The 14860-nt window shown below is 70.1% G+C and carries 11 protein-coding genes; 5 read left to right on the forward strand and 6 right to left on the reverse strand.

Annotated elements, in window-relative coordinates; translation table 11 throughout:
* The first annotated feature begins 75 nt into the window (after positions 1–75).
* Positions 76–1608, forward strand: a complete 1533-nt coding sequence (locus OG241_RS27480) for a hypothetical protein (RefSeq protein WP_405818835.1) — start codon at positions 76–78, stop codon at positions 1606–1608.
* A gap of 100 nt (positions 1609–1708) precedes the next feature.
* Here the strand turns inward: OG241_RS27480 and OG241_RS27485 are convergent, their stop codons facing one another.
* A complete protein-coding gene (locus tag OG241_RS27485) occupies positions 1709–2512 on the reverse strand; it encodes a DUF4232 domain-containing protein (protein WP_405818837.1) in 804 nt (267 codons plus the stop codon).
* A gap of 254 nt (positions 2513–2766) precedes the next feature.
* Here OG241_RS27485 and OG241_RS27490 point away from each other — a divergent pair, with 254 nt between their 5' ends.
* The 3 genes from OG241_RS27490 (at position 2767) to OG241_RS27500 (ending at position 6678) form a co-directional block, all read left to right on the forward strand.
* Positions 2767–4089 carry a helix-turn-helix domain-containing protein gene (locus OG241_RS27490; protein ID WP_405818839.1) on the forward strand — a complete coding sequence of 441 codons (1323 nt, stop codon included), beginning with the start codon at positions 2767–2769 and terminating at the stop codon, positions 4087–4089.
* Between the two features lie 135 nt (positions 4090–4224).
* Complete coding sequence (locus OG241_RS27495) at positions 4225–5724, forward strand: MFS transporter (RefSeq protein ID WP_405818841.1); 1500 nt, start codon at positions 4225–4227, stop codon at positions 5722–5724.
* Between the two features lie 417 nt (positions 5725–6141).
* The gene (locus tag OG241_RS27500) at positions 6142–6678 is read left to right on the forward strand and encodes a hypothetical protein (RefSeq protein ID WP_405818843.1); all 537 of its coding nucleotides are present in this window, start codon (positions 6142–6144) and stop codon (positions 6676–6678) included.
* A gap of 42 nt (positions 6679–6720) precedes the next feature.
* Here OG241_RS27500 and OG241_RS27505 read toward each other — a convergent pair whose 3' ends face one another.
* The 4 genes from OG241_RS27505 to OG241_RS27520 all read right to left on the reverse strand — a co-directional run bounded on the left by OG241_RS27505 (position 6721) and on the right by OG241_RS27520 (position 10109).
* Positions 6721–7536, reverse strand: coding sequence for a class I SAM-dependent methyltransferase (locus tag OG241_RS27505; protein WP_405826447.1), 816 nt, complete (start codon positions 7534–7536; stop codon positions 6721–6723).
* 153 nt (positions 7537–7689) lie between these two features.
* A complete protein-coding gene (locus OG241_RS27510) occupies positions 7690–8349 on the reverse strand; it encodes an NADPH-dependent F420 reductase (protein ID WP_405826448.1) in 660 nt (219 codons plus the stop codon).
* Between the two features lie 102 nt (positions 8350–8451).
* Positions 8452–9390 (reverse strand): SDR family oxidoreductase, encoded by a 939-nt coding sequence (locus OG241_RS27515; RefSeq protein WP_405818844.1) that lies wholly within the window; start codon positions 9388–9390, stop codon positions 8452–8454.
* Between the two features lie 83 nt (positions 9391–9473).
* Entirely contained in the window at positions 9474–10109 is a 636-nt protein-coding gene (locus OG241_RS27520) for an NADPH-dependent F420 reductase (RefSeq protein ID WP_405818846.1), read from the reverse strand.
* A 226-nt stretch (positions 10110–10335) separates the two neighbouring features.
* Between OG241_RS27520 and OG241_RS27525 the strand changes: the two genes are divergently transcribed.
* Positions 10336–11259 (forward strand): LysR family transcriptional regulator, encoded by a 924-nt coding sequence (locus OG241_RS27525; protein WP_405818847.1) that lies wholly within the window; start codon positions 10336–10338, stop codon positions 11257–11259.
* 127 nt (positions 11260–11386) lie between these two features.
* On the opposite strand, the gene OG241_RS27530 is transcribed toward OG241_RS27525, so the two are convergent.
* Positions 11387–14815, reverse strand: a complete 3429-nt coding sequence (locus OG241_RS27530; RefSeq protein WP_405818848.1) for a S8 family serine peptidase — start codon at positions 14813–14815, stop codon at positions 11387–11389.
* Positions 14816–14860 lie beyond the last annotated feature (45 nt).

The raw sequence follows: 14860 nt of genomic DNA on the forward strand, positions 1-14860 counted from the left end.
GCTGCCCTGAGGGAGTTTGAGGGATCGCGCACCCAACACCGGTGCCGACTGATCCACACAGCCTTGGGGGGCTTCATGCGGCGAACCGCCGTGGTCGCGGGTGTCGTCACCGTACTCGCGCCGTTTCTCCTGACCGGCGCCTCCACGGCGTCGGCCGCGACCAAGGGGTCGCTCACCGTCAGAACGCTGGACCGGAGCGGCAAACCGGTCTACGCCCAGGTGGCGGTCTACAACACGAAGACGTCCGACTTCCGGTACATCGAGAGCAACAAGGCGGCGTCGCTGCCCAACGGCAGCTACGAACTCGCCACCTCCTTCACCGACGCCCAGGGCGACGGAGCCAACGTGGGCGGCCACAGCGTGAAGGTCTCCGGCGCCACGAAGACCACGTTCGACGCCCGGACAGGCCACCAGGTCAAGGTCTCGCTCAGCCCGAACCCGGGCAGCGGGTACGACCACATGGTCAGCGCGTACGTCTGCACCACCGACAACAGCCCGGCCGCGATGGGCCTTTCGGCGGAATCCGGCCACCTGTACGTCATCCCGACGACCGACAAGGCGTACGAGCTGTCCTACGCGACCGCGTACACGTCCCGGTCGGTGACCGGCGGCGACTTCTGGCTGGCGACCGCCACGCACCGGGGCGGCGTGCCGTCCGGCATGTCAGCGACGCTCAGGAGGACCGGGCTGACCACCCTCAAGGTGACCGCCCGTTCCGGCCCGGACAGCGGACCGGCGCAGTTCTCGTTCGACCAGCAGTCGACGGGCGACGACGCCTGCCCGATGTACACGAACAGGCTCGAGTTGCAGCGCGACCTGCCCGACTCCTTCAGGGCCCACCTCCCACCCGGCAAGTGGAGCGTGAGCCAGGACGGCCACGACTCGGTCAGTAACGCGTTCCACGCGTACGCCGCCGGAAGAACGACCACGCTGAACATCGACCACGCGGTCTGGGGACCCGGCGGTCAGCTGCCGTACACCTGGTACCACCGGCTGTACTTCGGAGATGACAACCTGTTCGCCGACCCCAGCCTCCCGTACGGCGGCACACTGACCGCCGGCAACATGAAGCTGACCCACGCGGGCAAGACCCTCTACTCGCGCGACTACACCCCTGTGGGCGGCGCCTCCGCGCAGCTCCGGATCCCCAGCACCGGTTGGTACACGCTCACCGAGACCGGCCGGCGCAGCCTCCCGGCGGGTTCCCTGTCGACCAGCTCCAGCCTCAGTCTGCACTTCTACGCGGACACCGCCAAGAACCAGCAGATCCGGGACTACATCACCCGGTTCTGGCCGAACTCGCTCAACAGCAGGAACCAGGCGCCCGCCGGGGCGACCACCACCGTCGTCCTGGGCATGCAGCGCAGTGGCACCGGCGACGGCACGGTGGGCCAGCTGTCGGACGGTGTGAAGTCAGTTCACACCTGGTACACCACGGACAACGGAGCCCACTGGCACGCCTCCCCGGCGAAGCTGTCCAACGGCAGATGGACCGTCCCCGTCCACAACCCGCCGTCCGGCGGCCGGGTCGGCCTGCGCTCGACGGTCACCGACACCCACGGCGACAGCGCGACGACCACGGTGTACAACGCGTACGCCGTGAGCTGACAGCTGACAGCCGTCGGCCCGCCCGAGGAGCTCCCTCGGACGGGCCGACTGTCATGTGTGCGGGTGCGGCCCGGCCGACCAGGGGCCGGCGGGCGCGGTGTCACCAGGTCAGGGCGTCGCCCATGTCGGACTGCCAGTAGGTGACGGTGATCGAGCTGTCGACGTACACGCCCTTCGCGGGCAGCGCGGGACGGGCGGGCTTCGTGCTGTCGCTGTTGAAGTAGACCTCCAGGCTCTTGGCCGTGTAGCCGTTCGTGCCACTGCCGTCCGCCGCCGACACCACGACGGCCGCGTAGCCCGCCTCACCCGGGGCCAGCGTGACCACGGCCTGCGGCTGGGAGTCCTCGATGACGGGCGGAACGGACTGGGCCTCGCCGAACCGCACGGCCGGGTAGCCGACGAGGTCACAGAGCTTCGAGCCGGTGTTGGTGACGGTGAGGAGGACGTGGTTCAGGGGGCGGGAGACCACCGTGGCGGTCGTCCTGGTGGAGGCGGGAGTGCAGGGCGTGTAGCGGGACTTGGACTCCGAGGTGCCCGAAGTCGTGGATCCCGAGGAGCCCTTGGAACCCGAGGAACCGGAAGTACCGGAAGAACCGGAGGAGCTGGCAGAACCGGTGGAACCTGTGGAACCCGAGCCGCCGGTGGAGCCGGTCGTCCCGCTCGAACCGGTCGTGCCGGTGGTGCCCGTCGAGCCCGTGGTACCCGTCGAGCCCTTGGCGCCGGTCTGTGCCGCCTCCGTGGAGGTTCCCCCGCTCGTCGTGGACGAGGAGGTGGACGTGGCGGACGAGGTCGAGGCTCCCTCGTCGCGGGTGCCATCCGCGTTGCCGCACGCCGTCAGAGTCAGAGTGGCCACCGTGAGCGCGGCGGCGGCGAGCAGGTGGGTGCGGGCGGTACGTGCGGACATGTGATTCCCCTGATGAGGTCGGTGCGATGAGATCGGTGCGGTGCAGTACGGATCCGTACGCAGGCCGCTCGACCGGGTGCCGGCGACGGCGTCGGAAGCGGCGTGCTTGGATGACCAGAGCCTGTGCCAAGATCCGTCCCAGCCACCACACTTGACGAGGCATCCGGAACGCTGGAATGCCCGCAACCCCTTTGACCTGGGGGAACGACCACCGCCTGGAATGGCGGTCCGGGACGCGGAGAGAGGGAGGAACGGTGACGGGGGATGAGTTCCCGGAGCTGCTGGGCCGGTTGAAGGAGCGTTCCGGGCTCAGTTACGGAGTGCTCGGGAAGCGGCTGCACATGAGTGCGTCCACGCTTCACCGGTACGTCAACGGGGACGCCGTACCTGCGGACTACGCCCCGGTGGAGCGCTTCGCCCGGCTGTGCAGGGCGACACCCGAGGAACTGGTGGAGCTGCATCGGCGGTGGATCCTCGCGGATGCCATGCGGGGGCAGAAGGCGGTCGCGGGCGGTACTCCGAACGATCCGAACGATCCGGATGAGCCGGACGAGGAGCAACAGCAGGCGCCCGCAGCCGAGTTGGCGGCCGGGGCGGCCGTGCCCGAGGCAGCGGGGGCTCCCTCGGATCGGCCGACTCGGCGGCGGCGTACCGTCGTGCTCGCCGGTGCCGCCGTGGTCGCCGCTGTCGTCGCGGCCGTACTCGTGGTGAATCTCGTACCCGGCGAGCAGGACGACGACCGGAGCGGGAAGCGGTCCGTGGGCGCTGCGGCCTCCGAGTCCGCCGACGACCGCCCCGCCACCTCCGGGCCGACCGGCGCGAAGGGCAAGTCGGCGGCGCCGTCCCCTTCACCCAGCGGCAGTCCCGCGGATTCTCCCTCCCCCTCTTCTGCTTCTCCCTCCTCCATCGCCTCCGGCGGCGGGGCGGCGGTGCAGGGCGAGGAGGTCGAGGACGGGGCCACCGCACCCACCGTCGCCGTCAATCCGTACAAGTGGGACAGCCCGTGCGGCCCGCACTACCTGATCGACCAGAAGCCCGAGCAGGTGCCTCCGCCGCCGACCGAGCCGGACGCGCGCGGGTGGGTCACCGCGCTCGGCGGGGTCACCGGCGGGCAGCAGATGCTCGCGCTGACCGTGCAGGGCACCGGGAAGGCGACCGTCGTCCTGGAGGCACTGCATGTGCGGGTGGTGGAGAAGAGCGCTCCGCTCGCCTGGAACGACTACACGATGGGCGTCGGGTGCGGTGGCGGCGTGGACACGGTGGCGTTCGAGGTGAACCTCGACGCCGGGCGGCCCGCGGTCTCGCCAAGGGCCGGGCAGCGCGACTTCCCGTACAAGGTGAGCGAGTCCGATCCCGAGGTCTTCTACGTCTTCGCCGACGTACGTACGCACAACGTGAGCTGGTACCTGGAGCTGGACTGGTCCAGCGGCGACCAGCGGGGCACCATGCGCCTCGACGACAGGGGCAACCCCTTCCGGACGAGCGGGAACGTGGGACGGCCCGCGTACACCTATCCGCTCGGCGACTCCGAGTGGGGGCGCGACCCGTACGAGCCCGAGGTTCCCGCCGGCTCGTGACATCGGCCGCCTCCAGGGCTCTGTGAGCCACGCCACCTCACCGCACGCCTGCATTAACTTGCGTAAGTCAAGCAATTCAATTTACCTTTGCGTAAGTCAAGCAACCGACCACGACTCGCCCGGAGGCCCGACGCCATGTCCAACGCCCTCACCCGTCCCGCCGGAGCGGAGACACCCGCTCCGCCGAGGCCGAACGCCGTGGTGGCGGTACTGGCCCTGGCCGGAATCGTCGTCTCGCTGATGCAGACCCTGGTCATCCCGATCGTCCCCGAGCTGCCGAAGCTCCTGAACGCCCCGGCGTCCGACACCGCCTGGGCGGTCACCGCCACCCTGCTCGCGGCCTCCGTCGCCACCCCGGTGGTGGGCAGGCTCGGCGACATGTTCGGCAAGCGCCGGATGCTGCTGGTCAGCATCGTGCTGCTGGTGTCCGGCTCGGTGGTCTGCGCCCTCGCCGACTCCCTCACCCCGATGATCATCGGGCGCGCCCTGCAGGGCCTCGCGGCAGCGGTCGTACCGCTCGGCATCAGCATCATGCGTGACGCGCTGCCCGCCGACCGGCTGGCCGGATCCACCGCGCTGATGAGCGCCTCGCTCGGTGTCGGCGGCGCGCTGGGGCTGCCCAGCGCCGCGTTCATCGCCGACAACTGGGACTGGCACATCCTCTTCTGGGTCTCCGCGGCCCTCGGTGTCGTCGCCCTCGTCCTCGTCGTACTGATCGTGCCGGAGTCGAAGGTGCGCGCCGGCGGCCGGTTCGACCTGGTCGGCTCGCTCAGCCTCGCCGCCGGACTCATGTCCCTGCTGCTGGCCGTCTCCAAGGGCGGCGACTGGGGCTGGACCAGCGGCACCACCCTCGGCCTGGGCGCCGCGGCCGTCGTGATCCTGCTGGCCTGGGGCTGGTGGGAGCTGCGTACCCCGCAGCCGCTGGTCGACCTGCGCACCACCGTCCGCCCGCAGGTGCTGTTCACCAACCTGGCCTCGATCGCGCTCGGCTTCTCGATGTTCGCGATGTCCCTGGTCCTGCCGCAGCTGCTCCAGCTGCCCTCGCAGACCGGCTACGGCCTGGGCAAGTCCATGCTGACCGTCGGCCTGGTGCTGGCCCCGCAGGGTCTGGTGATGATGGCCATGTCCGCGGTGTCCGCGAAGGTCACCAAGGCCAAGGGCCCGAAGGTCACCCTCATGATCGGTGCGCTGATCGTGGCCGGCGGCTACGGCCTGAACCTCCTCCTGATGTCCGAGGTCTGGCACCTGATCCTGGTGTCCTGCGTCATCGGCGCCGGCATCGGCTTCACCTACGGCGCGCTGCCCGCCCTGATCATGGGCGCCGTCGACCCCACCCAGACGGGTGCCGCCAACAGCCTCAACACCCTGATGCGGTCCCTGGGCACCTCCTTCGCCAGCGCCCTGGCCGGCGTGATCCTGGCCCAGATGACCACCGACTTCGGCGGCATGGCCCTGCCCTCCGAGAACGGTTTCAAGGTCGTCATGGCCATCGGCGCCGGAGCCGCCCTGCTGGCCTTCGCCCTCGCCTCCTTCATCCCGCGTCGACGGGAGAACGCGGAGGGGGATGCGGGCGACAGCCCGGCCGAGACGCCGGAGGCGGCGGAGGCGGCGGAGGCCGCGGCGATCAAGGCGTAGGGGTCAGGGATAGGGGATAGGGGACAGAGGGACAAGGCCGCCGTCCGCACTCGCGGGCGGCGGCCTCTTCGCGTCGGCCACCTCGGCCACCTCGGCTACGTCTGCCGTGTCAGTCATGTCAGCCGCGTCGAAGTCCGTCGAGGGTGTCGAGGGCGTCGCCGGTCAACCTGCTGTTGCCATACGTCAGTTCGATCCTCCAGTGCCGACACCAGACCGAGCGCTCCAGGCCTCGCCCCTGGCCAGGCTGGTTTCCGGGCGCGGCAAGGCCGGGGCCACGACGAGTGAGGGCGCGCGAGACCTGAAGGGGAATGCGGGTTCCTGGCGATGCCGGAAACCACCGGCCCCCGTCACCCTCGGGCCTCTACTGTCGTACGGACAGGCCGCGTTGCCCCTCGTGGCCACCTGAGGAGGACCCCTGTGTCATCGCCCTGCGACCCGCAGCACGCTCCCGCCGGTGACGTGGGCGCAGCGCTCTTGATGATCGACTCCCGCCTCAAGGGCATCCACGACGGCAGGACCGGGAGCGACCCCGAGCAGCAGGCGCTGATCGACCAGTACACCGAGTCCATGGGCCCTCAGGAGGCCGCCGGTGTCCTGGACGGCGCGTGCACCCTCATCTACATGTTCATGACCTGGCTGCGGAAGGCCCACGAGGACCAGGACAAGGACGTGATCGAGTACGTGGTGCCCACCCTCGTGGCCTCGATGCGCATGATGCCCAGGAGCATTCCCCCCGAGGCCATCCCCACCATGGCCGGCCTGGCCATCTCGGCGGGCATGGGCCTGAGCCCCAGCCTGTGGCGCAAGCAGTACGGCGACTGGACCGAGGAGGAGATGACTCCCCTGGAAGCCACGGCCCTCCTGCTCGCGGAACACATCAACCGCATCACCGAAGACCCCGACTTCGCCACTCGCATGATCACCGAGGCACTGTCCAGCGCGGTCGGAGACTGACGCGTCGAGTTCGACTCCCTGGCGAGAGCGCCCGTCGGCGTTCTACCGGCGGACCGCCGAGATCAGTCCGCCGGGCCGCTCCTCGGGCTGCGGCGGGGTGCTGATCGGGCGTCCGTAGGCGGCAGCGCGTTCACGCAGGGTGTGGCCGGCGGCGTCCCAGCCGTGCCCGGCCAGCCAGCCCACCGGGTCGTCGGGCATCTCCGAGGCCCACAGGGACGCCGCCGATCCCGGCGCGGCGTCCGCGCCGAAGCGCTTGATCACGCCGCGCGGGCCCAACGTCAGTCCCATCCGACTGCCTGTCGCCGACTGCGCGCTGATACGGCCCAGCAGCAGTTCCACCGCGTCCTCGGGCAGATAGATCAGCAGTCCTTCGGCGATCCACACGGTCGGCACGGCCGGGTCGTGCCCTGCGGCGGCCAGCGCGCCCGGCCAGTCCTCACGCAGATCCACCGCGACGGTGATCCGCTCGCAGCGTGCGACGGCCCGCTCCTTGCGCAGCACCGAAGCCTTGAAATCCAGTGACTCGGCGGTGTCGACCTCGAACAGCCGGGTGCCCTCGGGCCAGTCGATCCGGAAGGCCCGGCTGTCCATGCCGGCGCCGAGCAGCACGACCTGCCGGATCCCGGACGCGGAGGCCTGCTCCAACAGGTCGTCGAGGAACTTCGTCCTGATGACGATGGAGAACGACACGGCCAGTCGGCGGGGGCGCGCGGCCTCGTCGTCGGGCAGCGGCGGCGAGGAGGGCCACAGGCCGCCGGCGGTGGCGAAGGCCTGTGCCAGCGGGTCGCGGAACAACGCGTTCCCCCGCTCGGTCTCCAGCGCCCGGACCCTGGCCACCCCCACCGCCGTTGCCCACACTCCTGACGGCTGCGCCCTCTCCCGCTCATCAGTCACCGCGCCAGCCTAGCCAGATGGTCGGACGGTCTGACAGTCGGTCGGTCGGTCGGTTCACAGCGGATCTCGAACTCCGTCGCATCCATGAGCCGGGGCGGGGCCTGCGCCAACTCGCGGTTACCGCTTCGCGGTGGCCAGGGCCACGCGGATGGCGTCCTCACCGACCGGCTGCCCCTCCTCGTTCGAGAACGGCCCGTACGGGGTCCCCCACACCGGCGTGCCCGTCGCCTGCCGCCAGCTGTCGGCCAGCCGTCCCGCGTCCACCACTCCGTACCCGATGGATTCGATGAACTCGGTCACCGCCGCCTTCGCCGGCGCGGAGTCCCCGGCGATCGGGAGGTACGAGCGGTCTGGCGCCCCGGCCGGGCGGGCGAGTGAAAGCAGGTGCTTGTAGAAGATGTTGTTGAACGCCTTTACGACCCTGGCGTCCGGGATGTACCGCAGCAGCAGCTCGCTCGACGTGAGCGACTCGCTGTCGAGCTCGGGGATGTGCCCGTCGCGCTCGGGGCCGTAGTTGCACGTGTCGATGACCGTCTTCCCAACCAGTGGCGCGGCGGACAGGTCGGGGAAGGCCTTGACCGGCACCGTGACCACGACGATGTCACCGGCCGCCGCGGCTTCCCCGCTCGTCCCCGCGGACGCCCGCGGACCCAGTTCGGCGACCGTGTCCGCGAGTGTTTCGGGACCGCGCGAGTTGCTGAGCACGACCTGGTGCCCGGCCTCGACGGCGAGCCGCGCGATGGTACTGCCGATGTTTCCGCTTCCGATGAATCCCACAGTCGTCATGTTCTCAGCGTCCCTTCGGAAGAGCCGAACCCTTGCCATTCAGCATTTGTTATTTGTCATTTTCCGGGCTCGTTGCGATTCGGGGTCCTTCCGTCAGGCGGCGGGGAAGTAATGGCCGTTGTCCAGATCAGCCAGCAGGCCGGGCTGAGCGGGTTCCCAGCCGAGGGTCCGGCGGGTGATGAGATTGGACGCCGGGTAGTCCTGCGTGACTATGTTCGCGAGGAATCCGAAATATCCCGGCACCATCAGTACGTCAGCGGGAATACTCACCGCGGGCAGGCCCAGACGGCTACCGATGGCCTCGGCGATCTCGCGGAACGGGACGGCCCCGTCGCCGACCGCGTGCCAGTATTCGCCGGCCGGCCCCTTCTCCAGCGCCAGGCGGAACAACGAGGCGACATCGCGGACGTGCACGGCGTTCCACAGGTTCGCGCCGTCTCCGGGGTAGCCGACGAAACCCTTCTCCTTCGCGAGCGCGATCAGCGTGGGGAGGAAGCCGGCCCGATCTGTCGTGCTGTGCGCGATGTTGGCGATCCGCACGACCGAAGACCGCACTCCCCGCTCGGCGAGGCCGACTACGGCCAGTTCCACGGCGTTACGAACCCGCAGGGTGCCCTTGTACTCGTCACCGCCGGGAAGGGCCGGGTCCTCTTCGGTGGCCGGCCGGCCCAGGTGCTGCCCGGGCGAGCCGATGCTTCCCGCCGCGACCAGCGGCTTTCCGGTTCCCGCCAGTGCTTCGCCGTACGCGAGCATGACCGGGAGCTCCGCGGCGGTCACGGCGTCGATACCGCCGGAGGGAAGCAGGTCCTGCCTGTGCGCGACGTGGATGACGCCGTCGGAGTCCGCGGCCGCCTCCTTGAGCCCGTCGAGATCCTGGAGGTCGCCTCGCCGCACCTTCGCGCCGAACGCGGACACCGCCGCCGCGGCCGTGTCCGACCGGGCCAGGCCGGTGACCTCGTGCCCGGCGGCGACGAGCTCGGGGATGATGTACGAACCGGAGTGGCCGGTCCCGCCAGTAACGAAAACGCGCATGCTAACGGTCCTTTGGTCCCTGTGATTGGTGTGGCGCGAGAGGTTGTGGTGCGCGCGCCCAGAAAGAGGTTTCAGGCAGAGGTTCAGGCAGAGGTGTTGACGCCGAGGGTGAAGTCGAAGCTCCCCGCGCCATGGCGGCCCAGGCCGATCATCACCACGCCCGTTCCCTCCAGCCAGCGCGCCATTCCCAGGGGTCCCGTGTCCAACGGCCGCAGCCCGAGGCTCTTGATGAACGCCGACACGGTCGCCTTGGCCTCGGCCGCCCCGGCCTCGACGTCGTCGCCGGCGATGAGCACGTCCAGCGGGTTGCCCAGCGCCAGCATGTGACCGAAGACGGTGTTGAACGCCTTCACGACGTGCGCGCCGGCCGGTGCGGCCTTGGCGATCTCCTGAGCGCCGGAACTGCCCTCGGGAGTGACAACGCCCTGAAGATCGGGGGACACGGGGTTGGTGATGTCGATGATGACCTTGCCGTTCAGTGCGGCCCCGTACTCGCTGACCACCGCCGTCGCGCCCGCGTACGGCATGGCGAGGACAACGATGTCCCCGGCCGGGGCGGCGCCGGGCGTCCCGACAGTGGCGCCGCCGAACGCGGCGGCGAATTCCTTGGCCTTGGCCGGGTCGCGGCCGATGACCTCGACGGCGTGGCCGCCGGCCAGCGCCCGGTCGGCCAGGGCGCGGGCCATGTTCCCCAGGCCGATAATGCTGATGCTGCTCATTGATGCGCACCTGCTTTCTGGAGCCGGACAGGACGGCACGTCAAATTACCGCACCGAATTACCATGCCAACTATTGCGCCGAATTATTACCCGATGCGGGATTCTTGTGCGAATTCGTTTGGGCTTCGTTGGATACCTGTTCAGGTTGCCATTTCCCCGATTGGGCGTCCAATACTTCTTTTGGTCATGGTGATACCCTGAAGGCATCACCGGACCGGGAGACGCCATGGATCTGGATCTGCGCAAACTGCGTTACTTCGTCGCTGTGGCCGACCGGTTGCACTTCGGCCGTGCCGCCGATGAGCTGCATATCGCGCAGCCGGTGCTCAGCCGGCAGATCCGCGCGCTTGAGAAGGATCTCGACGCCTCGCTGTTCACCAGGGATCGCCACGGCGTGGCGCTGACGGACGCGGGCCGACAACTGCTGGCCGACGCGGGTCCGCTGCTCGCCTCCGCGCACGCGGTCCGCCGCCGGGTGTCCGTGGCCGCCCGTGGCAGCAGGCGGCTGGTGGTCGGTTTCCGGGCCGGTATCCCGGTCATCCCGGCTGCGCAGGCGTTCGAGGCCCGGCACCCTGACGTGGTCGTGGACGTGCAGCGGATCGAAGGGGACGACCAGGCCCCGATGCTGCTCGACGGCCGCATCGACGTCGGCTACGTACGGCTGCCCATCGACGAGGCCGGCCTGCGCGTCACCCCGCTGTACACCGAGCCGAGGGTGGTGGTGCTGCCCGCCGGCCACCGGTTGGCCGGCAAGGAGGAGGTCACCGAGGCCGACCTGGCCGGCGAGCCGCTGGTCTGGCATGCCGACCCGAGCACGCAGCCCACCAGGCGCCCGCACCCCAACGCCGGGTACCGGGTGCGCGGGGTGGACGAGACGCTTGAGCATGTCGCCGCCGGTCGGGGCATCTCGTTCCTGGCCCGTTCGGCGACGGTGTTCTACTCCCATCCGGACGTCGTCTATGTGCCCATCCCGGAGCTGGCCCCCGATCAGGTGTGCCTCGCGGTGTCGGCGTTGCGCACCTCGCCGGTGGTCGACGACTTCTTCGCCGCCGCTCAGGCGACGGCCGAGATCACGGCCGAATGCGGCAACTACGAGATGTGGCAGCTTGCGAGCGATGCCGTGTCCAAGCACGGCCGGCAGGGGTCGTGAACCGGGGGGCGTGAACCGGGAGTCCTCGCCGATCAGGGCAGCGAAAAGTCCTGCCGGGGACGGTGTGGTCACCGTCCCCGGCAGGACTCGACGTACTCCACGTACTCGAAGTACGTGTTCCGGAGGGTTACTTGGTGGTGAGGTAGGCGCGTTCGATCGTCTGGACCAGCGTGTTGCCGGACCGGTCGGTCAGCTTCGCCCGCAGCGAGACGGAGCCCGCCGTGGCCGGGTGGGTCAGCGCCAGGTGCGTACCGCCGACGGCCTTGGCGTGCTGCCAGGTGGCACCGTCGTCGTACGAGACCTCGAAGGCGAGCTTGGCGGGACGCTGTCCGACCGCCGCGCCCTCGACGGTGAAGGGCACCGAGAACGGCTTGCCGGCCTTCGCCGTGCTGGACAGGCTCAGGTCGGGCGAGAACCGGATCACCGAGAGCGGCAGCTGGGCCGTCGAGTCCTCGGGAGTGGTGGCGGAGCGGAAGGTCCACTCCGTACGGACGCGGGTGCTGACCGGGTACACCGCGGGGTCGCGGGACGCGTCCACGGTCAGTCTGTACGCGCTGTCCTGGGCGGGAACGGTGTACTCGGTCATGTCGATCGGCGAGATGCCGTAGTCGTCGGCTATCTCCTTGCCGTCCGCCTGGAGCGAGCTGGTCACCGAGGTGTACTCGCTGAGGCCCCAGTGTCCGGCGCCGTCGCCGAACTGCGGTGTGAAGGCCCTGATGACGTTGCCGTACCGAATGACCCCGGGGAGTCCTCGCTCCGGCCCGAGGTCACCCGCGGCGGGCAGGACCGGGCCGAAGACGCCGACGTTGAACCGCTCGGTGTAGCTGTGACCGGCCTGCCAGGTCCTCTCCATCCTCATCTGGAAGGCCTCGGAGTGCGTCTCGCGGTCCTCGCCGAACATCTGCCAGGCGCGGAAGGACCACTTGACGTCGTTGTCGAGGACGTAGTCCGTGGTGCGCAGCGGCAGGCCGCTCCGCAGGTCGTGGTCGCCGAAGACGATCTCCCCGTCGGGGGTGTGCGCCGACACCTCGACCTGGACGCGCCTGCCCGCGACGGGCACGCCGACCTGGAGGTCGACCTTGGCGAGCTGGTTCTTCCGCACCTTCGCGGCGAAGCCCTCCAGACTGCCGGGGCGATTCCAGCCCAGGTGGTAGGTGACCGGCCGGCCCTCGGCGTCCTCGCGGGTCCAGTCACCGGCGAACACGGCGTACGCCTGGTCGGCGGACGACGCGGGGCCGAGCTGCCCGAAGCTCGCGCCCTTGAAGGTGGACAGGAGGTACTCCATGCTGCCCGGGCGCAGGCTCTCGCCGCGGGCGTAGCTGTAGAGCACCGAGGCCTCGGTGTTCTCCGCCGCCGCGTCGGGCACGGCGACCTCGACCGGCCGCGCCTTCCTGGCGTCGACCGTGAAGGTGGTGTCCCGGTCCAGGGTCAGCTTCGGCTGCACCAGGATGGCGTGGGTGGCGGACTCGTAGGACGGGTGGATCACTCCGTTGAGGGTGTAGTCGCCCTTGGGGAGCCGCACCGTGAGTTCGCCGTCCTGCTCGTCGGCGTAGGACGTGTAGAAGTCGCCGTCGTAGTCCGAGACGGAGGTGGCGGCGTCGCCGACCGGCGCGCCGTTCTCGTCGAGGTGCTTGAGGGTGAGGCTGTACGACTCCACCTCGCGCTCCACGCCGACAGCGGTACGCACCTGCACCTTGCCGTCGGCCGAGACGGCGGCCACCGAGCCGCCGAAGGAGCCGTCGGCGGTGCCGGCGCGGGTGTCGGCGGTGACGGAGGCACTCGCCTCGCCGCCCGCCGGGACGGTGATCCGCTGCGGCGACACAGCGAACATGCCCTCGGCGGCGGGCTTGCCGTCCACCGAGAGGGCGTCGACGGACAGGTCGAGGGTGACCGGCTCCGTACCGAGGTTGGTGTACGTCACCTGCTTGGTCGTCGGGGTGTCGTCGCCGTGCGGCCACTGCTGGACGCCGAAGTCGAGCGGCTTCTGCTCGGTGATCACGCTCTGGTCCAGCGCCCGGACCAGATCGGTGCGGCCGGTGCCCTGCTGGAAGGAGCTGTACGAGCCCGGCTTGGCGGAGCCGGTGAGGACCGCCTTGATGCGCTCGCCGGTCCAGTCGGGATGCTGCTGGGCGAGGATCGCGGCGGCGCCCGCGACATGCGGGGCGGCCATGGAGGTGCCGTCTAGGGTGAGGTAGCCGGGTACGTCGGAGGGGAAACCCTCCTCCAGCACGCTGCCCGCGGCCGCGGCGGCCGTGATGGCGACACCGGGCGCGGTCAGGTCGGGCTTGACCCCACCGTCGCCGACGCGCGGGCCACGACTGGAGAAGACGCCTAGCTGGTCGGACTTGTCGACCGCGCCGACAGTGAGTGCGGCGTCCGCGCTGCCCGGCGAGCCGACGGTGCTCTCACCGCCCTCCCCCTCGTTGCCGGCCGAGATGACGAAGAGGGTGTCGCTCTCGGCGGAGAGCCGGTTGACCGCCTCCTCCATCGGGTCGATGCCAGGCATGTCCTCGCCGCCGAGGCTGAGGTTGACGACGTCGGCGCCCTGCGCCACCGCCCACTCCATGCCGGCGATGATCCCGGAGTCGGTGCCGCCGCCGTTGTCGTCGAGGACCTTGCCGATCAGGAGCTTCGCGCCGGGGGCGACGCCCTTGTACTTGCCCCCGCTCCTGGCGCCCGTACCGGCCGTGATGGACGCGACGTGGGTGCCGTGGCCGAACTTGTCGGCGGTGCCGGAGGCGGAACCGGTGAAGTCCTGCTCGGCGATCACCTGAGACGCGACATCGGGGTGGGTCTTGTCGATGCCGGTGTCCAGTACGGCGACCTTGGTGCCGGTGCCGTCGAAACCGGCGGCCCAGGCGGTGGGCGCGCCGATCTGCGGCACGCTCTTGTCGAGGCTGGCCTTGCGCCTGCCGTCGAGCCACAGCTTCTCGATGGCGGTGGCGGGGGTGAACTCCGTTGCCCCGTCCGCCTTTTCGGCGGTGCCGGTGACCGCGTCCCAGAACTCGGCGGCCCGCTTCTTCACGGGGCGCATCGCCTTGCCGTTCACGACCGGCAACGCCCGGCCGATCTTCGCCCCGGCCCCGGTGAAGGGGGCCATCGAGGGCGCCTTCTTCCCCTGGAACGTGGCGATCAGCGGTACGTCGGTGCGGCGGGCGTCGTCGTAGCCGTCCGCGACCAGTTGGGTCACGTCGAACAGCCGGGCATCCAACTTGCCCTGCGCCAGCAGCAGTTCGGCGTCGCCGGGCACGACCCGGGTGTGTCCGGCGACGACCCGGACGGAGAACGGCACCTTCTCGCGGCCCTCGGCGCGGACCACGCCGGTGGCCTTTCCGGCGCCGTCCACCATGACCCGGTCGCCGGTCACAAGGGTCACCGTCTTCATTGCCTCGGCCGCACCGGGCGCCTTCGACGCCTTGGAGGCCTCGGTCGTCCTGACCGTACCGGCGCCGCTCGCGTCCTGGGCTTCCGCACCCGGGACGCCGGCCAGCAGCAGGGCTGTGGAGGCAACCCCCGCCGCCACGACCGCACGTGTTGGTCTCCCGCGTAACTCCATCTGGACTCCTGACACTTCGACATCGGAGAGCAGCCGTCGCACGTT

Source organism: Streptomyces sp. NBC_01390 (genome assembly GCF_045040105.1).
GTDB lineage: Bacteria > Actinomycetota > Actinomycetes > Streptomycetales > Streptomycetaceae > Streptomyces.

Excerpts from the sequence above, each read along its gene's own strand:
- OG241_RS27480 (WP_405818835.1), top strand. The coding sequence starts at position 76 with ATGCGGCGAACCGCCGTGGTCGCGGGTGTCGTCACCGTACTCGCGCCG.
- OG241_RS27485 (WP_405818837.1), bottom strand. The coding sequence starts at position 2,512 with ATGTCCGCACGTACCGCCCGCACCCACCTGCTCGCCGCCGCCGCGCTC.
- OG241_RS27495 (WP_405818841.1), top strand. The coding sequence starts at position 4,225 with ATGTCCAACGCCCTCACCCGTCCCGCCGGAGCGGAGACACCCGCTCCG.
- OG241_RS27515 (WP_405818844.1), bottom strand. The coding sequence starts at position 9,390 with ATGCGCGTTTTCGTTACTGGCGGGACCGGCCACTCCGGTTCGTACATC.
- OG241_RS27520 (WP_405818846.1), bottom strand. The coding sequence starts at position 10,109 with ATGAGCAGCATCAGCATTATCGGCCTGGGGAACATGGCCCGCGCCCTG.
- OG241_RS27525 (WP_405818847.1), top strand. The coding sequence starts at position 10,336 with ATGGATCTGGATCTGCGCAAACTGCGTTACTTCGTCGCTGTGGCCGAC.
- OG241_RS27530 (WP_405818848.1), bottom strand. The coding sequence starts at position 14,815 with ATGGAGTTACGCGGGAGACCAACACGTGCGGTCGTGGCGGCGGGGGTT.